The organism is Curtobacterium sp. ME26 (assembly GCF_903970945.1).
Lineage (GTDB): Bacteria > Actinomycetota > Actinomycetes > Actinomycetales > Microbacteriaceae > Curtobacterium > Curtobacterium citri.
Genome location: NZ_CAJCKG010000003.1, coordinates 50,108 through 75,203 on the forward strand (window position 1 = coordinate 50,108; position 25,096 = coordinate 75,203).

Below are 25,096 nucleotides of genomic sequence, written 5' to 3' on the forward strand. Positions count from 1 at the left end.
CAGGTGGTCGGCCGGGTCACTCCGCCGGGTCGTCTTCCTCCGGGTTGAAGTGCGAGTCGTCGCCGGTGAAGCCGGCGGCGACGCCCTCGGGGTGGGCCGGGATCGTGCCGTCCTCGCCCAGGCCGTCGGGCTTCTCGGTGCCCTCGGGGTCGTTGGTGGTGTCGCGGGTGCCGTCGGCGTCGGACATGGTGTGCTCCTTCACGGTCTGTGAGGGGCACGGTACTCACGCGACCGGAGCATCCGGTGGACACGCCGCCCGGCCGGGACGACCGGCGCGACGAACGCGCTGCATGTGCACTCTCGAATGTGCGCAGATCGGCGGTCGGGGGTCCGTCGGACCGGATCCGGCGCTCTACTGGGCGCAGGACGTCGGAACCACCGACCGCCGAGCTCGAGAGGCCCCCGTGGACTGGCAGTACGACGGCATCCCCCTGCACCCGCTCCTCGTGCACCTGACCACGGTGTCGGTGCCGGTCGCGGCACTGAGCGCGATCGTCGTGGCAGCCTGGCCCGCCGCCCGACGCTGGCTCGCGGTCGGTGCACCGCTCATCGGCCTCGTCGCGCTCGTCTCCGTGCCGCTCGCGACCTCGTCCGGCGAGTGGTTGGAGCACCGGGAGCGGGAGACCGCCCTGCTCGAGCGGCACACGCACCTCGCGGACGGCCTCCTGCCGTGGTCGATCGCGGTGTTCGTACTGCTGACGCTGTGGTGGGGCTGGAACCGGTTCGCCGTGCCGCGGGTGACGAGCAGCGGGCTCGTGCGCGCGGTCGCGGTCGTCGGGCCGGTCCTGCTCGTCGCGGCGGGCATCGGCTCCCTGATCGAGGTCGTCGTGATCGGCCACGCCGGCGCCGTCTCGGTCTGGAAGGGCTGAGCAGCCGCACGACCACCTGCTCCACGGCACACTGGTGACCATGCGGCAGGACGACGACGATGACGACCTCTTCCCGCTCGGACGTCCTGACCGCCACACGCACCCGGTCCGGGCCACTGCGGGCCGAACGGACCTCGCAGTCACGCTGACGTTGTTCGGTCTGAGCCTGCCGATGCTCGTCGTCGGTTGGTTCGGCGTCCTGATCTCGATGTTCGCGTACGACGCGTGCGGCGGCGGAGGGTGCGACTACACCGCCGGATCGGTCGTCTTCGTCGGTTTCCCGATCGCCGCCGTCGTCAGCACGGTGCTCTGGGCGTGGGTCGCGGGACGTCGTCGGCGTCGCCGTCGTCGCGCGTGGTCGTGCGGAGCAGGGGCGGTCCTCACCGTCCTCGCCCTGTTCGCCCTCGCGGTGACCGTCGTCCACTTCGCAGCGCAGCCGAGCTGAGCGTCCGGGTCAGGCTCCGGGCGCCGGCTCGCGGACCAGGACGACCACGGTCACGTCGTCCTCGGCCCGCTCCGCGGCGCGCAGGCGCACGGTCTCGAGGAACGCGTGCACGTCGCGGGCCCGGCCGAGGGTGCGCGCCAGGTCGAGCAGCGTGTCGACCGTGCCGTCGCCGAGGTCGAGCGCGCCGTCGCTGGCGACGACGAGCGCGTCGCCGTGGGCGAGCGTCACCGCGCTCGCCGTGCGGGGCGTCCCCTCGTGGTGCAGGCCGACCGGCAGGCCGTGCGAGCGCAGGATCCGGGGCGCGCCCTCGGTCGCGACGTGGACCGCGAGCCCGTGTCCGGCGTCCACCAGCTCCACGACGCCGCTCGCGGGGTGCAGCCGCGCGTGGAACAGCGTCGCGAACGCGTTCGCCCGTGCCAGGTCCTCGGCGACGGCGGGCTCCGCCGCTGCCAGGGCCGCGACCGGTCCGAGCGAACGGTGCTGCCGGAGCGCGGCGCGGATCCCCGCCGCGAGCAGCGCGGCGGGCTGTTCCTTGCCCATCACGTCGGCGAGCGTCAGGACCAGGTCGCCGTCGACGACCGACCAGTCGTGCAGGTCGCCGCTGAGGTCACCGTACGGCACGGTCAGTCCGACGACCCGGTACCCGTCGAGCGTGAGTGCGTCCGGGGCGAGGGCTCCGGCGACCTCGAGCAGCCGGTCGTGGTGCAGCCCCTGCCCGAGCGCCCGCTCCGCCCACCGCCCGAGGTCGATGAGCGCCGCGGTGTCCTGGGCGGAGAACTCGCGCGGTTCCGTGTCCATCAGGCAGAGCGTCCCGACGGGTTCCCCGCCGGCGATGGTCAGCGGGACGCCGGCGTAGAACCGGATGCCACGGTTCGTCACGCCCGGCAGGTCCGCGGTCCGGGGGTCGGCGGCGGTGTCCAGGATGACGGTCGGTCCGGTGTCCCGGATCGTGAGCTGGCAGAACGACCAGCCGATCGGGCCCGAGGCGAGCTCGTCGGGGACGTTCGGGGTGAGGGTGTGCAGCAGGTCCGCGTCGAGGACGTTGATGTACGACAGCGGGACGTCGAAGACCTCGCGGGCGACGCGGACGATGCGCTCGAAGCGCTCCGCGGGCGGGGCGTCGACGACGTCCAGCGCAGCCACGAGTGCACCCCGCACGCGTGCCCGGTCCTCCGTGCTCATCCGTCCTGCCCTCCCTGATCCGTCGGGACCGCCGCTGCGTGGTGGCGCAGCGGGACGCGGCCCGACGTGGACGGGTCACACGCTACCGGTCGGCGGCCCGGAGCGACCCCGGAGCGGGCGCGGGACGCGCCTGAGCGGAGGACGCGCGACGCGCGACCGCCGCGGAGCACCGTCCCGGGTGCTCCGCGGCGGGGACGGGTCAGACGACCGTCCAGCTGACCGTGCGCCGGTCCTCGCGGCCGACCTCGTGCACCGCGCCGTCCACGCGCAGGACCGCACGCGGGGTCGCCGAACCGGGCACCTCGTGCCGGACCGGCCCGTCGCCGGACGCGACGATCCCGCCGGTGTCCAGCGGGCCTCCCGGCCGCGACGCCGCCGCGTCGGACGCGACCCACACCTCGACGTCGCCGGGTTCGACCACCTTGCGCATCGCCCGGTCGGTGAAGGCGAACCGCTGCACGGGTACGTCGAAGCGGACCCGCACGGTCTGCCCGGCCGGCACGGCGACCCGCGCGTAGCCGAGCAGCTGCGCGACCGGACGCGTGACCGACGCCTGCCGGTCGTGCCCGTAGAGCTGCACGAGCTCGTCGCCGTCGTGTTCCCCGGTGTTCCGGACGGTGACCTCGGCCGTGAACGCGCCGTCGGTGGCGACCGTGTCGTCAACGACGAGGTCCTCGTACGCGAACGACGTCCACGTCAGGCCGAAGCCGAACGGCCGGACCGGCGTCGAGTCGGTCGCGGTGACGTCCGACGGGCCGCCGAGGCGCGGGTGCAGGTACGAGTACGGCTGCGCCCCGGCCGAGCGCGGCAGCGAGACCGGGAGCCGACCGGAGGGGGCGGCGGCACCGGTGAGCAGGTCGGCGATCGCGGGACCGCCCTCCTCACCGGGGAAGAACGCCTGCACGACGGCCGCGGGCTTCGGCTGGTCGCCGTCGAGCGCCCAGCCGATCGCGTACGGACGACCGGTCAGCAGCACCACCACGGTCGGGGTGCCGGTCGCCACGACCGCCTCGACGAGCTCGCGCTGCACGCCGGGCAGGTCGAGCGACTCGGAGTCGTTGCCCTCGCCCACGGTGCCGCGACCGAAGAGCCCGGCCTGGTCGCCGACGACGACCACGGCGACCGCGGCGTCCCGTGCGGTCGCGACCGCCTCGGCGAAACCGTCACGGTCACCGCCCTCGACGTCGGCGCCGCGGGCGTACCGGACGACGTCGGAGCCGAGGGTGTCCCGCAGGGCCTCGAGCACCGTCGGGATCGCGAAGCCGAGCGGCAGCCCGGGGTGCGAGGCGAGCACGTGGTTCGCGAAGGAGTAGCAGCCCTGCAGGGCCTCGGCGCGGTGGGCGTTCGGGCCGATCACCGCGACCGGACCCTGCAGGACGGCGCCCGGGGTGTGGTGGCCGGCGTCGCCGGCGGCTGCGTCGGGACCGGCTGCGTCGGGACCGGTCGCGCCGCCGAGGGGCAGCACGCCGTCGTTCGACAGCAGCACCAGCGACTCCGCCGCGAGCCGGCGTGCGAGGGCACGGTGCTCCGCGGAGTCCAGGTCCACGCCGGTCGGCGGCTCGTCCTCGAACGCGTCGGGGTCGAGCAGGCCGAGTCGCTCCTTCTGGCGGAGCACCCGGAGCACGGCCCGGTCGACGAGCGCCTCGTCGACCTCGCCGTTCCGGACGCGCTCGACGAGCGGCGCCAGGTAGGCGTCCCCCGTCGGCAGCTCGACGTCGATGCCGGCCTCGAGCGCCATCGCGGCCGCCTCGCCGCGGTCGCGGGCGACACCGTGCATGACCTCGAGGAACGCGACCGAGAAGTAGTCCGCCACGACGGTGCCGTCGAAGCCGAGACGGTCGCGGAGCAGGTCGGTGAGCAGCGTCGGGTCCGCCGCGACGGGCACGCCGTCGACCTCGGCGTACGAGTTCATGACGCTCCGGGCGCCCCCGTCGAGCAGGGCCATCTCGAACGGCGGCAGGAAGACGTCGGCCACCTCGCGCGGCCCGGCGTGCACCGGCGCGTGGTTCCGTCCGGCCCGCGAGGCCGAGTAGCCGAGGAAGTGCTTCAGCGTCGCGTCGACACCGGCGCTCTGGACGCCGCGGACGTAGGCGGTGCCGACCGTGCCGACGAGGTAGGGGTCCTCGCCGATGCACTCGTCGACCCGGCCCCACCGCGGGTCACGGACGACGTCGAGCACGGGGGCGAGCCCCTGGTGGACGCCGAGCTCGCGCATCGACCGGCCGATGACCGCGCCGACCTGCTCGACGAGCTCGGGGTCGAAGGACGCCCCCCAGGCGAGCGGGGTCGGGAAGGTGGCGGCCTGCCAGGCGGCGAGCCCGGTCAGGCACTCCTCGTGGACGAGCGCGGGGATGCCCAGGCGCGTCTCGCGCTTGAGCCGCCGCTGCTCCGCCCACAGCCACGCGGCACGCTCGTCGGGTTCGACGGGCCGGGTGCCGTAGACGCGGGTGTACTGGCCGAGGCCGTGCCGGGTGACGTCGGTCAGCGTGTCGCCGTCCTGGACCGCCGCCATCTCGCCCTGCATCGGGGCGACGACGCCGTCCTGGTCGAGCCAGTAGCCGACGAGCTGCGCCGTCTTCTCCTCGAGCGTCATCGCGGCCAGCAGCGCGGTCACGCGGTCCGGGCCCGTCGCGTCGTCGAGGTGGGTGGCGTCGGACGGGAGGCGCGTGCCGGTGCCGCCACGCGCCTCCCGTCCGTCCGTCGGGTGCGTCGTCGCGTCGAGCGCGGTCACCCCTTCACCGCCCCGGTCAGACCGCCGACGATGCGGCGCTGGAAGATCGCGAAGAACACGAGCGCCGGGATCATCGAGAGCGAGGTGAACGCGAGCACCCGCGCCGTGTCGACGGAGTACTGCGACGAGAACGCCTGGACGCCGAGGGGCAGCGTGTAGGCGGACGCGTCGTTGAGGATGAACAGCGGCAGGATGTAGCTGTTCCAGCTGCCGATGAACGCGAGGATCCCGACGGTCACGACGCCCGGCAGGGACAGCGGGACGACCATGCGGAAGAAGAACCCGAGTCGGCTCGCACCGTCGATCGAGGCCGCCTCCTCGAGCTCGTCCGGGATCGCCCGGAGGAACGGCACGAGGATGATGACGGTCGTCGGGAGGGCGAAGGCGATCTGCGGCAGGATCACGCCAGCCAGGTTGTTCGTCAGCCCGAGGTCCTTCACGAGCAGGTAGAGCGGCGTGATGGCGACGGTGATCGGGAACATCAGGCCGGCGGCGAACAGCGAGTACAGCGCGCCGCGGCCGCGGAAGCGGTAGCGGGCGAGCACGAAGCTCACCATGAGGCCGAGCACGACGACGCCGACCGTGGTGGTGACGCCCGCGATCACGGAGTTGCCGAGCTGCTGCCAGAAGACGCCGCTCGTCAGGACCGAGACGTAGTTCCCGATCTGCCACGGCGACGGCAGGCCGGCGGGGCTCGCGGTGATCTGCGAGTTGGTGCGGAAGCCGCCCAGGATGATGTACGCGACCGGGGCGATGCACACCGCGATGAACACGAGTGCGATGAAGTACGTGCCGAGGTTGCGTTCCTTGCGGACCGGACCGTGGTCGGCGGAGCGCCGACGGTTCGGCGCGACGATGGAGGCGGTGGCGGTCATCGGTCGCCCTTCTCGGTCAGGGCGCCGGCGGTGTCGCGGCGCAGGACGAAGCGCTGGTAGACGAGGGCGACGACCAACGAGATGAGGAAGATGACCACGGCGACGGCGTTGCCGTACCCGTAGTTGCCGGAGAGCCGACCGTTGGCGACCATGTAGGTCGCCATCGTCGAGGTCCCGGCCGTGGCGGCGATGTACTGACCCCAGATGATGTAGACGAGGTCGAACAGCTGGAGCGAGCCGATGATCGACAGGAACGCCCAGATCCGGATGGTCGGGCCGAGCAGCGGCAGGGTGATCCGCCGCTGGATCTGCCAGTAGCTCGCGCCGTCGAGCTGCGCGGCCTCGAACAGCTCCTCGGGGATGCTCTGCAGGCCGGCGAGGAACAGGATCACCGCGAAGCCGATGTACTTCCACGAGATGATCGCGAGGAGCGTCCAGATCGCGATGTCCGGGTTGCTCAGCCAGTCGTTGCGGAGGGCCCCGAGGCCGACGGCCTGCAGGAGGTCGTTCACGGCCCCGCTCGACTGGAGCATGAGGCTCCAGCCGGTGCCGACGATGACCTCGGAGATCACGTACGGCACGAAGATGAGGACGCGGATCAGGCCGCGCCCGCGGATCCGCTGGTTGAGCAGCAGGGCGAGGACGATCGCGATCGGGCCCTGCACGATGAGCGACCCGACGACGATGAAGAGGTTGTGCCAGAGCACGCCCCGGAAGTCCGGGTCGGTGAAGATGATCGCGTAGTTCTGCAGACCGACGAAGTCGGTCGGGGTGCCGTACCCCTGCCACTTGTAGAAGCCGTAGTACGCGGCGAGCACGACGGGCAGGATGACGAACCCGACGAACATGACGGTGGCCGGGCCGGCCAGGACGGCGATCTCGATCCGGGTGCGGACGTCGTTGCCCCTGCGGGCCCGGCGGGCCGGGGCCGACGGCGAACCGTCGGCCCCGCCCGGGCGACGCCCCGTCCCGGACCGCTCCGCTTCGGAGCGGGGTGCGACGGAGGTGGTCATGGGTGTCAGCCCTTCGCTGCTGCCTGGTTCACGGTCGACACGATGTCCGAGACGGACCCCTTGCCGGCGAGGAGGTTGACGACGCTGGTGTTGAGCGCGTTGCCGACGTTCTGGCCGTAGACGGTGTCGAGGTAGTTCGAGACGAACGGCGCCTTGTTGTACGCCTCGAGGACGCTCTTCAGGTACGGCTCGGTGACGACCGACTGGGCCGACTTGTTGGCGGGGATGGCGTTGAAGGCCTTGTAGTAGTTCTCCTGCACGTCCTTCTCGGTCATGTAGTTCAGGAAGTCCGTGCAGGCCTTCTTCGGGGCCTGCGCCGAGCAGGAGTACCCGTCGACGGCGCCCATCATCGAACCGGGAGCACCCTTGCCGCCGGAGACCTCCGGGAACGGGAAGAAGCCGAGGTCGGACAGCGGCTTGCCGTCCGGGGTGAGCGAGGAGATCACGCCCGGGTCCCAGGCTCCCATGAGCTCCATGGCGGCCTTGTGGTTCGCGACGAGACCGGCGGAGCTGCCGGCGCCCTGCTGTGCGGCGGTGGTCAGGTAGCCGTCGTTGAAGGGCTTCGTGTCGAAGAAGTCCTTCGTGTCCTCGCCCGCCTGCTTCCAGCACGCGTTCGTGAACTTGAGGTCCTGCGCGGTCTTGTTCAGCACGCTCTCGGAGCAGGCGCGGAGCGCGAAGTTGTAGTACCAGTGCGCTGCCGGCCAGGCGTCCTTCGCACCCACGGCGACCGGCTGGATGCCGGCGTCCTTGAGCTTCTGGATGTCGGCGTTCAGCTCCTCCATCGTGGTCGGGGTGCCCTCGATGCCGGCCTGCTTGAACAGGTCCTGGCTGTACCAGATGCCCTCGGGGTTGACGTCGACCGGCATGGCCCAGGTCTTGCCGTCCTGCTGGTAGCCCTTGAACGACCCGTCGCTGATCTGCGACTTCGCCGTCGACCCGATCGAGTCGGAGATGTCGAGGAGCTGGCCGGCGTTGACCATGGCGGCCATCTTGCCGCCGCCGCGCTGCAGGAACACGTCGGGGGCGGAGCCCGAGTTGAGCGCGGTCTGGAGCTTGCCGTCCAGGTCCTCGTTCTGGATCGCCTGGACCTTGATCGTGACGTTCGGGTTCTTCGCCTCGAAGTCCTTGACCGTCTGGTCCCAGAAGGCCTTGCCCGGGCCGGTGGTGGAGTTGTGCCAGAAGGTCATCGAGACCTTCCCGCCGTCGCTCGAAGCGTCGCTGCCGGCGGAGCAGCCGGCTGCTGTGAGCGCGGTCGCCCCGATCAGCGCGATGGCTGCCGCGGCACGGATCTTCCTCGTCATCGTGGAACTCCTCGGTGTCGTCGTTGACGTTCGCGGCAGTCGATGCCGCTGCGGAGAGCGTGCCAGGTGCTGCACGGCCTTGTCAATCGTTATCGATAACGTTTTCCAACCGTGATCCGCGCACTGGCGGAAAGCGTCTCCGGCGGTACGGTGTGCACATGGAGACCGTCGTCGACCACCCGCCCGGGCCGGGCCGGGTCACGATCGCGGACGTCGCGCGCGCCGCCGGCGTCTCGATCCCGACCGTCTCGAAGGTCGTCAACAACCGCGACGGGGTCGCCCCCGCGACGATGGTCCGGGTGCAGGAGGTCGTCGAGCGCCTCGGCTACGAGACGTCCCTGGTCGCCCGGAGCCTGCGGAGCTCCCGCACGAACGTCATCGGGATCCTCGTGCCCGAGTTCGAGCCGTTCTCGACCGAGCTCCTGCGTGGCGTGTCCGCCGCGACGATCGGCAGCGGGTACGAGCTCCTCGCCTACGCCGGGCTCGAGGCCGGCACCGGGCGCCCGGGGTGGGAGCGCCGGTCGCTGTCCCGCCTGTCCGGCACGCTCATCGACGGCGCGATCGTCGTCACGCCCTCCGCGGCGCTCTCCGGGTCGTCGATCCCCGTCGTGGCCATCGACCCGCACACCGGCCCCGAGGGCCACGCGACGGTCGACACCGACAACGCCGCCGGCGCCCGTGACGCCGTCGAGCACCTGCTCGCGCTCGGGCACACCCGCATCGCCCACGTGCAGGGCCGCGGCGACCTCGCGTCGTCCCAGCTGCGCGAGACCGGCTTCCGCGAGGCCCTGTCCGCCGCCGGGGTCGCGGTCGACGAACGCCTGGTCCGTGCCGGTGACTACCAGGAGGAGCGCTCCGCGGCGGTCGCGCACGAGCTCCTCACGCTGCCCGACCGCCCGACCGCGGTGTTCGCCGCGAACGACTCGTCGGCCATCGGCGTGCTCCACGCCGCCGCGACGCTCGGGCTCCGGGTGCCGGAGGACCTGTCGGTGGTCGGGTTCGACGACGTCCCGCAGGCCTCGACCACCACGCCGCCGCTCACGACCGTGGCGCAGCCGCTCGCCGACCTCGGCGCGAGCGCGGTCGCGATGCTCATGGCGATGCTCCGCGGCGAGCCGACGAGCGACCACGTGCGGCTGCGGTCGACGCTCCGGGTGCGGAGCAGCACGGCGCCGGCGCCCGCGGCCGCCTGACGCCGCGCGGCGCTGCCCGGCGCGGCGCACTCGGGAGTGGAACCACGCTTGCGACGTCGAACCACTCGCGACGCGTGGTTCGACGTCGGTTCCGTGGTTCGACACCCGCGGAGCGAGTCGCCGCGCGCCCGCGTCAGCGCCGCAGCGTCTGCTTCGGGTACTCGCCGAAGCGCTCGGCGTACGACGCCGAGAACCGCCCGAGGTGCGCGAACCCCCACCGCCGAGCGACGTCGCCGACGGCACCGGCCTGCGGCCCCGCCTCGAGGAGCTCCTCGTGCACGCGGTCGAGCCGAACCTGCCGCAGGTACGTCAGCGGCGACACGTCGAACACGCGCCGGAACGACTCCTGCACGGAGCGGACGCTGAGCCCCGCCGCCTCGGAGAGGTCCACGATCGTGACCGGTTCGGCAGCGTGCGTGTGGATGTACTCCACCGCGGCGCGCAGCCGGGCGTTCCGGGGCTGCTCCAGGACGTCGGGCAACCCGCCCGTCTGCGGCGGGAACATGTCGAGGAAGACCTCGGCCGCGGTGACCTTCGCGTCCTGCCAGGCGTCCGAGTCCGGGCCGCCGATGCGCAGCGCGCGCGAGAGCGCCGTCAGCGCTCCCTGCCATCGGTGGTGCACCGTCTCGGCAGCGCCACGGCGCGGGTCGAACCGCAGGGCGCTCCCGCCGTCGACGCGCGACGCGGCCACCCGGCGCACGAACTCGCGGTCGAAGTGCACGAGCCGCTGGTCGTAGTCGGCCGTGACGAACGAGAACTCCTCGTCGGCCGGGAACATCACCGGGACGTCCTGCTCCATCGGCCACCGCTCACCGCGCATCTCGAGCTCGCCGGTCCCCGCGCTGATCCACGTCACCACGTAGTCACCGCCGCCGGGCATGTGCCCGCGGATCTCGCCGTGCATCTGCGAGCGGCGGATGGTGACCTCGCTGTCACCGATCGCCGTGTACCGGTAGTCGAACCGTCCGTTCGACGGCGCAGCGCTCCACCGCTCCCCCGCGTAGACGCCGCCGAGGTCGCGGACGGCGGCCTCGGGACGCGTGCCGGCGACCTCGAAGCGCACCGGCGCGATCGTCTCCTCGGCGCCGAACGCCTCGATCAGCGGGTCAGCCACGACGACTCCGTCCGGGCTCGATCATCCGCATTGCGCCATGGTTCGCGTTCTCCGGATACGGTTGCAGGGTGAGGGCGGCGTAACGTCGCGGACGACCGACACGCACCGGAGGGACGACCACGTGAGTGAGATCGACCTGACCGCGGCGATCACCCGGCTCGAGGCGGCGATGGGCGCCCTGCGCGGCCGGCTCCGCGAGCGACTGTCCGTGTCGGGCTCCGACCTCACCGTGCTGCAGTTCGTCGCACGGGCGGCCGCGGCCGGGCGCCGCGTGCGGGTGAAGGACCTGGTGTCGCACCTCGGCCTCTCGGGTCCGGCGATCACCGGCACGGTCGACCGCCTGGAACGCGCCGGGCACCTGTGCCGCGTCCCGAACCCGGACGACGGACGCAGCCGCTTCATCGAGCTGACGCCCGAGACGCAGCGTGCGTACGCCGTCGCGATGGACAGTACGAACGAGCATCTGCACGAGCTCCTGTCCTCCTTCTCCGAACGCGAGAGCGACCGGTACGTGCGGGTGATCGACCGTGTGATCGAGGCGCTCGAGCACGGCGCTCCGACCCCTTGACGGCAGGGTACGGGCGGTCGAGGACCCCCCTCGGACGTTTGTCCAACAAGCGCAGTTAGGTAGATTCCCGATCTATCTTGCCGGACGCAGGGGGCGCGAGCCCGTAGCGTCTCCGGTGGGTACCCCCGGTCGGGGGTGAGCAACAGGGAAACGGGAGGACCGATGGGTTCGTACCAGTCCGAACCGGGCATCGACCCGGTGCGCATCGAGACGTTCCGTCGCATGCGCAAGCGTTGGAAGTACGGCGAGCTGCAGGACGCCAACGGCCTGTACGCCGACTTCTTCACCGACACCGCCCGCGAGGGGCGGCACTGACGGCACCACGTCGGACCGGTCGCTGACGACGGCACCGGCAGACGGACGGGAGGCCCGTGGCGGGATCGCCACGGGCCTCCCGTCCGTCATGGGGCCGATCCGGGACCCGCACCGGGTACCGGGACCGGGTCTCAGCCCTTCACCGCGCCCGAGGTCAGGCCCGACACGATCGACCGGCGGAACACCAGGACGAGGATGACGATCGGGACCGTCGCGGCGACACTGGCGGCGAAGATCTGCGCGAACGGGACGGTGAACTGGGTGCCGAACAGGGCGATGCCGACCGGGATCGTCCGGAACGAGTTCTCGCTGTTGAACGTCAGCGCCATGAGGAACTCGCTCCACGACGCCGTGAACGTGAACACGCCGACCGTGAAGAGCCCGGGCTTCGCCATCGGCAGGATCACCGACAGGACGGTGCGCCAGGCGCCGGCGCCGTCGATCTCGGACGCCTCCTCGATGGTCGACGGGATCCCCTGCAGGTAGTTCCGCATGATCCAGATCGCGAACGGCAGGTTGAACGCCACGTACGGGATGATCAGGCCCGGGTACGAGTTGAGCAGACCGAGGTTCCGCTCGAGCAGGTACAGCGGGGTCAGGACGGCGATCGCCGGGAAGACCGAGAGCATGAGCAGCGACGTCATGATCGCCGTGCGGCCCTTGATCCACCGACCGGCGAGGGCGTACCCGGCGAGGAACGACAGCGCGAGCACGATCACGGTCGTCGACACCGACACGATCACGCTGTTCACCATGTACTGACCGAGCGCGTTGTCCCGGAAGGCCACGACGAAGTTGTCGAAGGTCAGCGACCGGGGCCAGATCGTCGGCGGCGACTGGGCGATCTCCGACGACGGCTTGAGCGACGTCGACACGAGCCAGTACAGCGGCAGCGCCGTGAGCACCGCGATGACGACACCGCTGACGTTCACGGTGTTGACCCACTTCCGCCAGCCCTTGCGGACACGTTGACGGGGCATCAGGCATCCCCTCCCTTCGCCTGGTTCCGGAACGCCCGCAGGAACAGCAGGCACCCGACGGCCACGATGACCGCGGTGCTCGTCGCGATCGCGGCGCCCGGTCCGATGTTGATGTCCTGGAAGAGCACCTTGTAGCCCATGATCGCGAGCGACTGGGTGGTGGTGCCCGGCCCGCCGTTCGTCAGCACGAACGGCAGGTCGAAGACGCCGAACGCCTGCAGCACGCGGAAGAGCACCGCGATCGTCAGGGTCGGGGTCAGCTGCGGGACGACGACCCGCCAGAACGTCTGCCACCCGTTCGCCCCGTCGAGCTCGGCGGCCTCGTAGAGGTCCTCCGAGATCTGCACGAGGCCGGCGAGCAGGATGATGGCCACGAAGGGCGTCGTCTTCCAGATGTCGGCCACCATGAGCCCGGTGATCGCGGGGACCGGTTCGCCGAGGATGACCGGCGCGTCGCCGAACAGGCCGAAGAACCACGTCGCGACGCCGTACGTCGAGTCGTAGATGTACTTCCAGAGCTGCGCGTTGACGATCGTCACGAGCGACCACGGCACGAGGAGCAGCGCGAGCATCCAGCCGCGGGTGACCCCGAGCCGTTCGAGCACGAGGGCGACGAGCATGCCGAGCACGAGCTCGACCGACACCGTCACGACCGTGTAGAGCACCGTGAAGCCGAGCGCCCGGTACCAGTCGGCGCTCTGCAGCAGCGCCGCGTAGTTGCCGAGGCCGAAGCCCTGGATGCTGAACCCGTCGTAGCCGATCTCGACGTCCGCGAAGCTCAGGACGATCGAGTACACCACCGGGAAGATCGTGACCGCGGCGACGACCAGGAGCGCCGGGGCGGCGAAGCCCCACGCACCCCGCGCACGGATGCGCTCCATGCGCGACCGCCCCGTCGTCGGGCGGTACCCGTCGTGGCGACCCGCGCCTCCCGTCCGCCCCGCGCCCGTCGTCTGCGACCGCGTCGCTGCCGCACGCATCTCGGTGCCGGCGCTCACAGCGCCTCCCCCGACAGGGCGAGCGAGATCGCCGACGCCATCGCGCCGGTGCCGCCGTCGACCGACGCCTGCCCGCCGAGGATGCTGTTGCCGTTCTGGTAGACGCCCTGCGAGACCTTCGGGTAGTACGCCGTGGAGGTCGGGCGGGGCACGAGCGTGATGCCCGCGGCGGTGTCGTAGGTCGGGCGCTGCTGGCGCTTCGCGTCCTCGCTGACGAGGCTCGCGCTGCGCGCCGGCAAGACCCCGCCCTCGCGGGTGAGGAACTGCTGCGCCGTCTCACTCGACATCCACGACGCGAAGGTCAGCGCGGCGGCCGGCTGCTGCGTGTGCGGGTTGATGTAGTTCCCCCAGCCGCCGATCGTCGAGTGGTGGTCCTGCATGCCGTCGAAGGTGGGGCGCGCCGCGAGCCCGACCTTGCCGGCGACCGCCGAGTCCGGACCGTTCGCGATCCCCCAGGCGTACGACCAGTTGCGCAGGAACGCCGCGCGCCCGCCCGAGAAGGCGTCGTTCGTGTCCTGCTCCTGGTAGGTCAGGGTGGCCCGGGGGCTGGCGCCGTCGGTGATGAGCGACCGCATGAACTCGAACGCGCGCTTCGTCTCGGAGCTCGTCGTCTCGGGCTTCGTCAGGTCGTCGTTGAGGAGCGAGCCGCCGGCGTCCGCCACGAACTCCGTGACGTTGCAGGTCAGGCCCTCGTAGACGTCGCCCTGGAACGCGAAGCCGTAGTCGACGTCGCCGGTGTCGACGAGCTTCGCGGCGGTGTCCTTGACCTCCTCCCACGAGCGCGGCACCTGGAACCCGTGCTTGTCGAGCAGGTCCTGCCGGTACAGGAAGAACGACTCGTCGATGTAGAGCGGGAACATGTAGTAGGTCCCGTCGACGCTCGCCGCCTGCCGCAGACCCTCGGGGAACTGCTCGAAGAAGTCCTCGCCGACGAGCTGGTTCACCGGGGTCGCGAGCTTGTTCTTCGCGAACTGCCCCGGCCAGGCGACGTCGCCGAGGTAGACGTCGGGCGTGGGGCTGCCGGCGGCGATCTGCGTCGTCAGGCTCGTCCGGTTCGTGTCGGTGTCGCTCGGCGCGCTGACGATCCGGACGCGGATGTTCGGGTGTTCCTTCTGGAACTCCGCGATGAGCTGCCGGCGGAGGTCCCCGCCGTCCTTCGAGGCGATCTGCCCGGCCCACCAGCTGATCGTGACGTCGCCCTCCGGCGGTTCCGTCGGCCACTGCTCGACGGTCGTGCGCTCGGGTCGGGTCGAGCAGCCGGCGAGCAGCAGCACCCCCGCGCCCCCGAGCAGGAAGAGTCTGCGGTCGATGGCCATGCGTCCTCCTCGACGAGGGGTGCGGCGGTGCACCCGGCGTACCTGTCCGTCCACCCTGGCAAGCGAGCCTGAGTGCACGCACAGGTGCGGTGCGGTGGCGGTGCGGTGCGTGGCGGGGCGGCGCACGAGTCTCGGCCAGGCGGACACTTTCGCGGGGCGCGTGCCACGAAAGTGTCCGCCGCGGCGAGCCTCGCGCAGCACTGTCGCTCGCGCGGGGCGGACGGGAGGAGCGGGGCGACCCCGGCACGCGCCTCCCGTCCGGCGGCCGGCCCGGCCACACCGCGTTCGCCGGCGCCCGAGTCTCGGCCAGGCGGACACTTTCGCGGGGCGCGTGCCACGAAAGTGTCCGCAGCGGCGAGCCTCGCGCAGCGCGTCCGCGTCAGCGCGTGGGCGCGGCGGCGGTCGACTCGGCGGGGCGCAGCTCGCACGGCAGCAGGAAGTGCGGGAGCTCGGCCGAGGTGCCGTCGAGCTGGTCGATCAGGGCATCGGCCGCGCGGACGCCGAGCTCCCGACCCGGGGCGATCATCACCGAGAGCCGCGGGTGGTGCTGGTCGCCGGCCGCAGCGGAGGACGCGATGCTCAGGACCGAGACGTCGTCGGGCACGCGGCGCCCGGCGGCGTACATCCCGACCAGGAGCCCGGCCGCCGAGTCGTCCTTCATCACGAGCACGGCGGTGACGTCCGGGTCGGCGTCGAGGAGTTCGCGCGCGGCCTCGCGTCCGCCGTCGCTGCCCGGACCGGCGTACACCACGGTGCCGGTGCAGCCCCGGTCGACCACGGAGCGCCGGAAGGTGTCCTCGACCCGGAGGTGCGGGGCGTACCCGGCCATCGGCGTGCCCTCGAGGTTCTCGAGCACCAGCCCGAAGCGACGGTGCCCGAGGCCCTGCAGGTGGTCGAGGCCGTCCTCGATCGTGGTCTCGAAGTCGATGTCGACGAACGGCAGTGCGGTGCTGTCCCGCGTCCGGCCGATCAGGGTGAAGGGCACGCCGAGGTCGGCGAGCTTGACCACCCGGGGGTCCTCCATCCGCACCTCCATGAGGACCACACCGTCGACGAGCCCGCCGGAGACGAGGTCGTCGAGGTCCTCTCCCGCGGGGTCCACGGGCCAGAGCACCAGGTGGTACCCGCGCTCGGACGCCCGCTCGGCGGCGCTCATGAAGAAGTCGGACGTGGTGGAGCTGAAGCGGTTGCCGGTGGTCGGGAAGAGCAGCGCGACGATGCGGGTCCGCCGGCTCGCGAGCGCCCGTGCGACGACGTTCCCCCGGAACTTCAGCTCGCGCATGGCGGCGGTCACCTTGGCGGTCGTCGCGGGGGTGACGTACTTCGTGCCGTTCACGACGAAGGACACCGTCGCGATGGAGACGCCCGCGCGGTCGGCCACCTGCTGCATCGTCGCCATCACGCCTCCTGGAGCGGTCGGATGGTACGAGCATATCTCTCGCCCCGATCGAGAAAAGCGCTTTACAGGTGAAGCGCTTTTCTGTTAGCTTCTCGCCCCAGGACCACCGCGACGACGACGTCAGTGGAGTCGTCGCACCGCGTCCTCCCCCGCAAACGCGAAGAGAAGAGCAGTGCAATGAAGCCTGGTTCCCGCTCCACGTCCCGCAGGACCCGCGCCCTCGTCGGCGCCGTGGCAGTCGCCGCGACGGTCCCCCTCGTCCTGGCCGGCTGCTCCGGCTCCGGGAACGCCTCGTCGTCCGGCGGCGGCAAGACCCTCACGATCGAGGACTACTACGACGCGAACTACGACCCCGTGTACCAGCAGTGCGCGAAGGACGTCGGTGTCGAGGTGAAGAGCAACCACGTCGCCGGAGCCGGCCTCATCTCGAAGGTGCTGCAGCAGGCGTCGTCGCGGACCCTGCCCGACGTCCTCATGCTCGACAACCCCGACGTGCAGCAGATCGCCTCGTCCGGCGCGCTCTCCGACCTGTCCGACTACGGCCTCGACGCGGACGACGACGTCCCCGGCGTCAAGGGCGCGAACACGTTCGAGGGCAAGCTCTACGGCCTGCAGCCGAACACGAACTCGATCGCGCTGTACTACAACAAGAAGCTGCTCGCGGACGCCGGTGTCCAGCCGCCGAAGACGTGGGACGAGCTCAAGACCGCCGCGAAGACGCTGACGAAGGGGTCGACCTACGGCTTCGCGATGAGCAACATCAACACCTACGAGGGCACCTGGCAGTTCCTGCCCTTCTTCTGGTCGAACGGCGGTGACGAGAAGGACATCGCCACGCCGGAGGCGGCGCAGGCGCTCCAGCTCGTGCAGGACCTGCAGGCCGACGGCTCGATGTCGAAGAGCTCGATCAACTGGGCGCAGGCCGACGTCAACAACCAGTTCATCGCGGGCAAGGCCGCGATGATGATCAACGGCCCGTGGCAGCTGCCGGCACTGAAGAAGGCGAAGGACCTGCAGTTCGACAGCGTCCCGATCCCGACCCGCACCGGCTCGGAGACCGTCGCCCCGCTCGGCGGCGAGGCGTTCACCGTCCCGCAGACCGGCGACAAGGACACCATGCAGCTCGCCGGCAAGTTCGTCGGGTGCCTCAACAGCGACAAGATGCAGGCCGTCCTGGCCGGCGTCAGCGGCAACGTGCCGACCAACATCGAGGTCGGCAAGGCCTGGGCGAAGGACCACGCCGACGTCGCCTCGTTCGTCACCACGGTGCAGACCGCCCGCGCCCGCACCGGTGAGCTCGGCCCGGACTGGCCCAAGGCCGCCACGAAGATCTACACCGCCGTCCAGCTCGCGCTGACCGGCAAGGCCGACCCCGAGCAGGCGCTCGAGCAGGCGCAGTCGCAGAACCAGTAGCGGAAACGGGAGGAGCCGGTCCGCACGACCGGCTCCTCCCGTCCCCAGACGCAAAGGACCTGACATTGAGCGCCTCGACACAGATCCGGCCCAGGGCGACCACGCCCGCGGCCTCCGTCCGCCCGGGACAGCGCCGCGCGCGGCTCCGCTCCGGCTTCACCCGTTGGTTGTTCGTCGTCCCGGCGGCGGTCTTCGTCGCCGTGTTCTTCGGCTACCCGGTCGTCAAGAACGTCGTGATGTCGTTCCAGGACTACACGACCAAGACCTTCTTCACCGGCGAGGCGCCCTGGGTGGGCTTCGCCAACTACGTCTCGGTCTTCTCGAGCAGCGTGTTCACGACGAGCGTCGTCAACACCGCCCTGTTCACGGCCGGCTCCATCGTGCTGCAGTTCGTCCTCGGGCTCGGCCTCGCACTGTTCTTCCGGCGGCACTTCCCGCTGTCCGGCTTCCTCCGCGGCCTGCTCCTCCTGCCCTGGCTGCTGCCCCTCATCGCGTCGAGCGCGGTGTGGAAGTGGCTCCTCGACCAGGACAGCGGCGCCCTGAACCAGCTGCTCGGGGTCGTCGGCATCGGCCCGGTGCCGTGGCTGGTCAGCCCGAGCCTCGCCCTCATCGCCGTGATCGGCGTGAACGTCTGGCTCGGTATCCCCTTCAACACGACGATCCTCTACAGCGGCCTGCAGTCCGTGCCGCCGGAGCTCTACGAGGCGGGTGCCCTCGACGGCGCCACCGGGTTCAAGGCCTTCTGGTACATCACCTGGCCGAGCATCCGGTCGGTCGTGAGCGTGGTGATCGTGCTCGGGGTCGTCTACACGCTGAAGGTGGTCGACATCATCCTCGGCCTGACCGGCGGCGGCCCGGCGAACTCCACTCAGACGCTCGCCACGAACGCGTACCACCAGTCCTTCATCAACTTCCAGTTCGGCATCGGAGCCGCGGTGAGCAACGTGCTCATCGTCGTCTCGTTCGTCTTCGCGATGATCTACATCGCGATCTCCAGGAAGGCGGTCGACGAATGAGCGTCGGACTCGCGAGCAGCACCGTCACGGCCACCAGGGCCATCACGACCCGCCGACGCAGCGAGCGCACCCGTCGCCCGCGCGGCTCGGTGAAGGGCCTGCCGTTCACCGTCCTCGGGATCGTGTTCCTCGCGATCATGATCTTCCCCGTCTACTGGATGGTGAACACGAGCCTGCAGGCCACCTCGGGTGCCGCGACCGCCACCTGGTTCCCGTGGAACCCGACCTTCGCCGGCTACCGGACGGCGTTCGCCCAGCAGGGGCAGAACTTCGTCTCGAGCATGATCATCGGCCTCGGCACGGTGGTCCTGACGCTCGCCGTCGCCACCCCGGCGGCGTACGGTCTGGCGCGCTTCAGGATGCGCGGCACGAGGACGCTGCTGCTCGTCCTGCTCGTCACGCAGATGGTCCCCGGCATCGTGATCGCGAACGCGCTATACACGCTGTTCAACAACGTCGGGCTGCTCAACAGCTACCTCGGTCTGATCCTCGCCGACAGCGCCGTGCAGGTCCCCTTCGCGATCCTGCTCATGCGGGCGTTCATGGAGTCGATCCCGCCGAGCCTGGTCGAGGCAGCACTGGTCGACGGCGCGAACGACCTCCGGGCCTTCGTGTCGATCGTCCTGCCGATCAGCCGCAACGCGATCGTCACGGCGGCGCTGTTCACGTTCCTCGGCGCCTGGGGCGACTTCCTCATCGCCCTCACCCTGACGTCCACCGACGCCGTCCGTCCGATCACCCTCGGCATCTACAACTACATCGGGTCCAACGTCACCGACTGGGGCCCCGTGATGGCGACCAGCGTCCTGGCGTCCCTCCCCGCAGCGGTCCTCCTGATCGTCGCCCAGCGCTACATCTCCGCGGGTGCGCTCGGCGGTGCCGTCAAGTGACGACGCCACCGCACACGACCCCCGCACCCTCCGAGCCAGAAAGGCCCACCATGACCAGCACCCCCCTCCGCGTCACCGTCTGGGGCGAGAACGTCCACGAGCAGGTCGAGCCGCACGTCGCCGAGCGGTACCCGGACGGCATGCACGGCGCGATCGCCGACGGCATCCGCGAGAACCTGCCGGACGCCGTCGTCCGCACCGCGACCATGCAGGAGCCCGAGCACGGCCTGACCGACGCCGTGCTCGCCGAGACCGACGTCCTGACCTGGTGGGGGCACGCCGCCCACGCCGACGTCGACGACGCCGTGGTCGACCGCGTCCACAAGCACGTGCTGTCCGGCATGGGGCTCGTGGTCCTGCACTCCGGCCACTGGTCGAAGATCTTCGGCAAGCTGATGGGCACCACCTGCACGCTGCGCTGGCGGAGCGAGCACGACCAGGAGCTCGTCTGGACGGTCAACCCGCAGCACCCGATCACCCGCGGGGTCCCGAACCCGATCGTCATCCCCGAGCAGGAGATGTACGGCGAGTACTTCGACGTGCCGACGCCCGACGAGCTGGTCTTCATCTCGGGGTTCACCGGCGGCGAGGTGTTCCGGAGCGGCATGACGTACCGCCGCGGGCTCGGGAAGATCTTCTACTTCTCCCCCGGCGACCAGGACTTCCCCGTGTACCACCACAAGGACGTCCGCCGTGTGATCGCGAACGCCACCGAGTGGGCGCGGCCGGAGCGGGAGCGCGAGCTGCCGACGCTCCGCCGCTACGACCTCGGCGAGTACTTCGACGGCCAGCACTACCGCGGTCCGTTCGACGACGCCCCCGAGGACGAGGCGACCACCGACGCGCCCGAGGACGAGGCGACCACCGACGCGCCCGAGGACGCGGCAGCCACCGAGACCGTCGAGGCCCGCGCATGACCGACCACGCCCCGCTGCGGGTCGTGCAGGTCGGCGCGGGCGGGATGGGCCGGGCATGGCTCAGCACCGTCGCGGCGGACCCGGACGTCGAGCTCGTCGGCGTGGTGGACCTCGACCTCGACGCCGCACGCGCGGGGGCCGAGCTGGCCGGGGCGCCGTCGATCCCGGTCGGCCGCGACCTGCCGGCGCTCCTCGCCGACACCGGCGCCGAGGCCGTCCTCGACATCACCGTCCCCGTCGCCCACCACCCCGTCACGATGGACGCCCTGCACGCCGGCCTGCCGGTGCTCGGCGAGAAGCCCGCCGCGCAGACCGTCGCCGAGGCCCTGTCCCTGGCGGCGGCCGCCGAGGCGACCGGCCAGCTCTTCATGGTGTCCCAGTCACGCCGGTACAACGACCAGCTCGTCGCGTTCCGGCAGCACGTCCGGGCGCTCGGCGCGGTCGGCGGCCTCAACACGCGCTTCGCGAAGGCCCCGCACTTCGGCGGCTTCCGCGAGGAGATGGACGACGTCCTGCTCCTCGACATGGCGATCCACGCGTTCGACTCGGCGCGCTACGTGCTCGACCGGGACCCGGTGTCGGTCTACTGCGAGTCCTGGAACCCGTCGTGGTCCTGGTACCGCGGGGACGCGAACGCGGCAGCGGTCTTCACGTTCGAGGACGACGTCCGGTACGTCTACGACGGTTCGTGGTGCGCGCCCGGCGACGAGACCTCGTGGAACGGCGACTGGCGGGCTACCGGCGCGGCCGGCTCCGCGGTGTGGGACGGCGACCACGACCCGTCGAGCATCGTCGACGGCGCACCGGGTGCCCCGGCCGCGGCACCGGGCGTCGGGACGGAGATCGCCGGGTCGCTGGCGTCGTTCGTCCGGGCGGTCCGCACCGGGGTCGTCCCCGACGGCGAGGTCCACGGCAACGTGATGAGCCTGGTGATGGTCGACGCCGCGATCGCGTCGGCGCGGTCCGGGCAGCGGGTCGTGGTCGACGACGTGCTCGAGCAGGCGCACGCCACTGCGCTCGAGGTCGAACGGGACGACGCCGTCCGGGAGCGGCTCGCCGCGTGGACGTCGGTGCGGCAGGCGCTCGCGTCCACCCACGCGGCGGACCGCGCGACGGCCGCCTGAGGCGAGCGGTCTCCGGACCCGACCAGGGACGGACGGGAGGCGCGGTGCCGGCTGGCACCGCGCCTCCCGTCCGTCTCGTGGTCCGCTCCCGTGGTCCCGTCCCATCGGGGCCCGAGCAGCGCTCGGGTTACGGTTGCTCCGTGCACGGACAAAGTTCTTCGGACAGCGGGAACAGCGGGACGCTCCCGGAACCCCTCGTGCTCGTCGCCGCCGACCCGCGCCGCCGTACCGGTCGCACGCCCTGGCGTCGCGTGCTGGTCGGCGTCGTCCTCGCCGCGCTCGTCGGCGGCGCCGCCGTGGCGACCGTCGGCACGCTCGTGTCGCAGCGGGTCGCGGAGTCGTTCGCGGTGCGCGACGCGACCGCCGACACCGCGGCCCTCGCCCGGATCGTCGTCGAACCCGCGCTCACCGACACCGTCGCCGATCCCGCGGCGAGCGCCACCGACCGTGCCGCCGCACGCGCGCGACTCGACGACGCCCTCGCCGGGCAGGTCAGCGCCGGGTCGACCGTCCGGATGAAGCTCTGGTCGGCCGACGGCACGGTGCTGTGGTCCGACGAGCCGCGGCTGGTCGGCGAGCGCTTCCCGCTGTCCGACGAGGACCTCGAAGCGCTGCGCACCGACCGCTCCGACGCCGAGGTGTCCGAGCTCGAGGGCGCGGAGAACCGGTACGAGCGGGGCCACGGTCCGCTGCTCGAGGCGTACCAGGCCGTGCACACGCCCTCCGGCGAGGCGCTGCTCTTCGAGGCGTACCGCCCGTACGGCGACGTGCTCGCCCGCGCCGCCGACCTGCGCGGCGCGTTCGCCGCCCTGGCCTTCGGCACGGTCGGGGTGGTGCTGGTGCTGCTCGTGCCGCTGCTGCTGTGGCTGCTCGTCCGGATCCGGTCCGGCCAGCGGCAGCGCGAACGCCTGCTCGGACGAGCGCTCGACGCCGAGGTCGCCGAGCGGCGCCGACTCGCCCGCGAGCTGCACGACGGTCCCGTGCAGGACGTCGCGGGGCTCGCGCTGTCCCTCGGGTCGGTGCCCGAGACCCGGGCGGCCGCGACGACCCTCCGTGCCGCCGTGTCCTCGCTCCGCACCTCGATGTCGACGATCCGTCCGGCAGCACCCGAACGCGACGGCCTCCGCGCGGCGCTCGACGACGCGTGCGCACGGGCCCGCGGCGCGGGGACTATGACCGTGGTCGACGTCCCCGACACGGTCGCGGCGTCGCCGGCGGCCATGACGGCCGCCGTCCGCTTCGTCCGCGAGGCCGTCTGGAACGCGGCGCAGCACGCCCGCGCGACCCGGATCGACGTCCGGGTGCGGGTGGACGGCCCGGACCTGCGGGTGACCGTCGCCGACGACGGGACCGGCTTCGAGCCGGACCTCCTCGACGCACCGTCCCGACCGGGACACCTCGGGACGACGCTGCTGCGCGAGGTCGCCGAGGACACCGGCGGTGCGCTCGTGCTCCGGACCGCGCCGGGTGCCGGCACGACCTGGCAGCTGACGGTCCCCGCCGAGACCGAGGCCCTGCGGTGAGGGTCCTGCTCGTCGACGACCACGCCCTGGTCCGGCAGGGGTTGCGGGCCGTGCTCGGCACGACCGACGACTGCACGGTGGTGGGCGAGGCGGCCACCGGCGAGGAGGCGGTCGAACGCGCCGCCGAGACCGCACCGGACGTGGTCGTGATGGACCTGTCGATGCCGGGCGAGGGCGGGGTCGCCGCGACGGCGCGCCTCCGGACCGCGATGCCCGCCGTCCGGGTGCTCGTGCTCACCACCTTCTCGGACGACCGCCGTGTGCGCGACGCCCTGGCGGCCGGCGCCACCGGGTACCTGCTCAAGGACGCCGCGCCGGACGAGGTCGTCGCCGCCGTGCGGGCCGCCGCGCGCGACGAGACCCCGATCGATCCCCGGGTCGCCCGCGCACTGCTGCCCGGAGCGGCACCGCGGGAGGACGGCCCGGAGCTGCCGCCGCGGGAGCGCGACGTGCTGGTGCGCATCGCGCGGGGCCTGTCGAACCGCCAGATCGCGACCGAACTCGGGATCGCCGAGCGGACCGTGAAGGTGCACGTCGGGTCGCTCTTCCGACGCATCGGGGTCGCGGACCGGACGAGCGCCGCCCTGTGGGCCCGCGACCACGGCTGGTGAGCGGGTACTAGTACCAAGGTCCGATGGTGCCCGCGCGGCGCTGCGGCGACGATCGTTCCCGAGGGACGCTCCGTCCCGCACCGTCGCCCTCAGGAGGCACACATGCACACCCAGCGCTCCCGACGCCGCTCCACCGGCATCGCCGCGGTCGTCGCGCTCGGCGCCGTCGCCGCAGCAGCCCTCGTCGGGGTCTCCCCCGCGAACGCGTCCGGCAAGACCTCGACGGGCGGTGACTACGCCGTCACCGTCAACGGCACCACGACGAACCCCGCGGTGGGCAAGGACTTCAAGCTCAAGGACGTCGCCGTCTCCGGCACCATCGCGGTCCGCGGGAAGCACAACGGCTTCGACATCCGCGTCGCCGACCTCGGCGTCTACGACTACACGCTCACGGGTGCCCCGGACTCGCAGCGGATGGTGACGAAGCCGACCGTGGTGTTCGCGTCGAAGGTCCCGTCGCTCACGGCCGCGCAGCTCGCCGGCACGAAGCTGTCCTCGCTCGAGGTCCGTGACGACACGCTCGTCGCGATCTTCGGCACGGGAGCGGGCAAGTACAAGATCCAGGCGAAGGACGGCGCGCAGGGCGGCATCTTCCAGATGGAGACCGAGTTCGCGCAGCCGGTGACGTTCACGCACACCCTCGGCGCCGGCCTGTTCTACTTCACGAACCCGTACACGGGGAAGATCAACTTCGGCGACGGCGTCGCGGCGGTGTCCTCGGGCAGCGACGCGCACCAGATGCTCCTCGGGAAGGACAGCCCGCAGGTCGCGACGAAGACCTCGCAGACCGCGACCACCACGACCTGGACCGTGCAGCCCGGCGGACGCCTCGGCGGCGTGCTCGGCGAGGACGCGGTCGAGCTCTCGCAGGGCGCGACGAACTGCACGAGCGACTGCCAGGCGCAGAACCAGATCCGCGGCTCGCTGCCGGTCCCGCCGGACCCGGTGGACCCGCAGCCGCTGGGGACCACGTCGCGCTGACGCGACGGGGAGGCGCGGTGCCGGCTGGCACCGCGCCTCCCGTCCGTCTCCCGCTGCGCCCACCCGCGCGCCGGTACACCCGTCCGCCCCCGCGCGCCGGGCGGGACCGGGCGTACCGGGCAGGAACGGGCGTACATGGTCGGCCAGGATCACCAGGTACACCCGATTCCGCTTGCCATCGCGGACGGTACGGGAAGGAACGGGCGGACGCGGGTCCGAAGGCTGTGCGGGCTGACAGTTCCGCTTGCGTACGACCGCTGGAAACCTGTACGTCACCTCAGCCGGCTCGGATGTCCACGGCCCCCACGAGGGGGTCTCGACG

24 protein-coding genes are annotated in these 25,096 nt (G+C 71.7%); 13 read left to right on the forward strand and 11 right to left on the reverse strand.

Annotation, left to right across the window (positions count from 1 at the left end; genetic code table 11):
* Nucleotides 1–16: 16 nt before the first annotated feature.
* The gene (locus H7A69_RS01860) at nt 17–187 is read right to left on the reverse strand and encodes a hypothetical protein (RefSeq protein WP_182045492.1); all 171 of its coding nucleotides are present in this window, start codon (nt 185–187) and stop codon (nt 17–19) included.
* A gap of 103 nt (nt 188–290) precedes the next feature.
* On the opposite strand from H7A69_RS01860, the gene H7A69_RS01865 reads away from it, so the two are divergent.
* Complete coding sequence (locus tag H7A69_RS01865; protein ID WP_182045493.1) at nt 291–869, forward strand: DUF2231 domain-containing protein; 579 nt, start codon at nt 291–293, stop codon at nt 867–869.
* A gap of 40 nt (nt 870–909) precedes the next feature.
* Nucleotides 910–1,314, forward strand: a complete 405-nt coding sequence (locus H7A69_RS01870) for a hypothetical protein (RefSeq protein ID WP_182045494.1) — start codon at nt 910–912, stop codon at nt 1,312–1,314.
* Between the two features lie 9 nt (nt 1,315–1,323).
* Here H7A69_RS01870 and H7A69_RS01875 read toward each other — a convergent pair whose 3' ends face one another.
* From H7A69_RS01875 to H7A69_RS01895, 5 genes are all read right to left on the reverse strand, one after another.
* On the reverse strand, nt 1,324–2,496 hold the full coding sequence (locus tag H7A69_RS01875) for a PP2C family protein-serine/threonine phosphatase (protein WP_182045495.1): 1,173 nt from the start codon (nt 2,494–2,496) through the stop codon (nt 1,324–1,326).
* A gap of 199 nt (nt 2,497–2,695) precedes the next feature.
* Nucleotides 2,696–5,089, reverse strand: a complete 2,394-nt coding sequence (locus H7A69_RS01880; protein WP_182045560.1) for a beta-glucosidase family protein — start codon at nt 5,087–5,089, stop codon at nt 2,696–2,698.
* Between the two features lie 134 nt (nt 5,090–5,223).
* Nucleotides 5,224–6,102 (reverse strand): carbohydrate ABC transporter permease, encoded by an 879-nt coding sequence (locus tag H7A69_RS01885; protein ID WP_069712569.1) that lies wholly within the window; start codon nt 6,100–6,102, stop codon nt 5,224–5,226.
* The gene (locus H7A69_RS01890) at nt 6,099–7,115 is read right to left on the reverse strand and encodes a carbohydrate ABC transporter permease (protein WP_182045496.1); all 1,017 of its coding nucleotides are present in this window, start codon (nt 7,113–7,115) and stop codon (nt 6,099–6,101) included. The genes H7A69_RS01885 and H7A69_RS01890 overlap by 4 nt, the downstream gene beginning before the upstream one ends.
* Before the next feature lie 5 nt (nt 7,116–7,120).
* Complete coding sequence (locus tag H7A69_RS01895; RefSeq protein ID WP_182045497.1) at nt 7,121–8,416, reverse strand: ABC transporter substrate-binding protein; 1,296 nt, start codon at nt 8,414–8,416, stop codon at nt 7,121–7,123.
* 158 nt (nt 8,417–8,574) lie between these two features.
* On the opposite strand from H7A69_RS01895, the gene H7A69_RS01900 reads away from it, so the two are divergent.
* Nucleotides 8,575–9,609, forward strand: coding sequence for a LacI family DNA-binding transcriptional regulator (locus H7A69_RS01900; protein WP_182045498.1), 1,035 nt, complete (start codon nt 8,575–8,577; stop codon nt 9,607–9,609).
* Between the two features lie 133 nt (nt 9,610–9,742).
* On the opposite strand, the gene H7A69_RS01905 is transcribed toward H7A69_RS01900, so the two are convergent.
* The gene (locus tag H7A69_RS01905) at nt 9,743–10,723 is read right to left on the reverse strand and encodes an AraC family transcriptional regulator (protein WP_182045499.1); all 981 of its coding nucleotides are present in this window, start codon (nt 10,721–10,723) and stop codon (nt 9,743–9,745) included.
* 121 nt (nt 10,724–10,844) lie between these two features.
* On the opposite strand from H7A69_RS01905, the gene H7A69_RS01910 reads away from it, so the two are divergent.
* Nucleotides 10,845–11,291 carry a MarR family winged helix-turn-helix transcriptional regulator gene (locus H7A69_RS01910; RefSeq protein ID WP_182045500.1) on the forward strand — a complete coding sequence of 149 codons (447 nt, stop codon included), beginning with the start codon at nt 10,845–10,847 and terminating at the stop codon, nt 11,289–11,291.
* Between the two features lie 162 nt (nt 11,292–11,453).
* Complete coding sequence (locus H7A69_RS01915; protein ID WP_182045501.1) at nt 11,454–11,606, forward strand: hypothetical protein; 153 nt, start codon at nt 11,454–11,456, stop codon at nt 11,604–11,606.
* A gap of 131 nt (nt 11,607–11,737) precedes the next feature.
* Here H7A69_RS01915 and H7A69_RS01920 read toward each other — a convergent pair whose 3' ends face one another.
* The 4 genes from H7A69_RS01920 to H7A69_RS01935 form a co-directional block, all read right to left on the reverse strand.
* The gene (locus H7A69_RS01920; protein ID WP_182045502.1) at nt 11,738–12,586 is read right to left on the reverse strand and encodes a carbohydrate ABC transporter permease; all 849 of its coding nucleotides are present in this window, start codon (nt 12,584–12,586) and stop codon (nt 11,738–11,740) included.
* On the reverse strand, nt 12,586–13,584 hold the full coding sequence (locus tag H7A69_RS01925) for a carbohydrate ABC transporter permease (RefSeq protein WP_259346027.1): 999 nt from the start codon (nt 13,582–13,584) through the stop codon (nt 12,586–12,588). The genes H7A69_RS01920 and H7A69_RS01925 overlap by 1 nt, the downstream gene beginning before the upstream one ends.
* Nucleotides 13,581–14,900: an ABC transporter substrate-binding protein gene (locus tag H7A69_RS01930; protein ID WP_182045503.1), complete on the reverse strand. Its 1,320-nt coding sequence runs from the start codon at nt 14,898–14,900 to the stop codon at nt 13,581–13,583. Before H7A69_RS01930 ends, H7A69_RS01925 begins: the two co-directional genes overlap by 4 nt.
* 379 nt (nt 14,901–15,279) lie before the next feature.
* On the reverse strand, nt 15,280–16,299 hold the full coding sequence (locus H7A69_RS01935) for a LacI family DNA-binding transcriptional regulator (RefSeq protein WP_182045504.1): 1,020 nt from the start codon (nt 16,297–16,299) through the stop codon (nt 15,280–15,282).
* A gap of 231 nt (nt 16,300–16,530) precedes the next feature.
* Here H7A69_RS01935 and H7A69_RS01940 point away from each other — a divergent pair, with 231 nt between their 5' ends.
* From H7A69_RS01940 to H7A69_RS01975, 8 genes are all read left to right on the forward strand, one after another.
* On the forward strand, nt 16,531–17,712 hold the full coding sequence (locus H7A69_RS01940) for an ABC transporter substrate-binding protein (protein ID WP_259346028.1): 1,182 nt from the start codon (nt 16,531–16,533) through the stop codon (nt 17,710–17,712).
* 65 nt (nt 17,713–17,777) lie between these two features.
* Nucleotides 17,778–18,728, forward strand: coding sequence for a carbohydrate ABC transporter permease (locus tag H7A69_RS01945; RefSeq protein ID WP_182045506.1), 951 nt, complete (start codon nt 17,778–17,780; stop codon nt 18,726–18,728).
* Nucleotides 18,725–19,618 (forward strand): carbohydrate ABC transporter permease, encoded by an 894-nt coding sequence (locus tag H7A69_RS01950; protein ID WP_182045507.1) that lies wholly within the window; start codon nt 18,725–18,727, stop codon nt 19,616–19,618. Before H7A69_RS01945 ends, H7A69_RS01950 begins: the two co-directional genes overlap by 4 nt.
* Nucleotides 19,619–19,668: 50 nt before the next feature.
* Nucleotides 19,669–20,535, forward strand: a complete 867-nt coding sequence (locus H7A69_RS01955; RefSeq protein ID WP_259346029.1) for a ThuA domain-containing protein — start codon at nt 19,669–19,671, stop codon at nt 20,533–20,535.
* On the forward strand, nt 20,532–21,659 hold the full coding sequence (locus tag H7A69_RS01960) for a Gfo/Idh/MocA family protein (protein WP_182045508.1): 1,128 nt from the start codon (nt 20,532–20,534) through the stop codon (nt 21,657–21,659). The genes H7A69_RS01955 and H7A69_RS01960 overlap by 4 nt, the downstream gene beginning before the upstream one ends.
* Nucleotides 21,660–21,799: 140 nt before the next feature.
* Complete coding sequence (locus H7A69_RS01965; protein WP_182045509.1) at nt 21,800–23,182, forward strand: ATP-binding protein; 1,383 nt, start codon at nt 21,800–21,802, stop codon at nt 23,180–23,182.
* The gene (locus H7A69_RS01970) at nt 23,179–23,793 is read left to right on the forward strand and encodes a response regulator (RefSeq protein WP_069712556.1); all 615 of its coding nucleotides are present in this window, start codon (nt 23,179–23,181) and stop codon (nt 23,791–23,793) included. The genes H7A69_RS01965 and H7A69_RS01970 overlap by 4 nt, the downstream gene beginning before the upstream one ends.
* Nucleotides 23,794–23,895: 102 nt before the next feature.
* On the forward strand, nt 23,896–24,774 hold the full coding sequence (locus tag H7A69_RS01975; RefSeq protein ID WP_182045510.1) for a hypothetical protein: 879 nt from the start codon (nt 23,896–23,898) through the stop codon (nt 24,772–24,774).
* Nucleotides 24,775–25,096 lie beyond the last annotated feature (322 nt).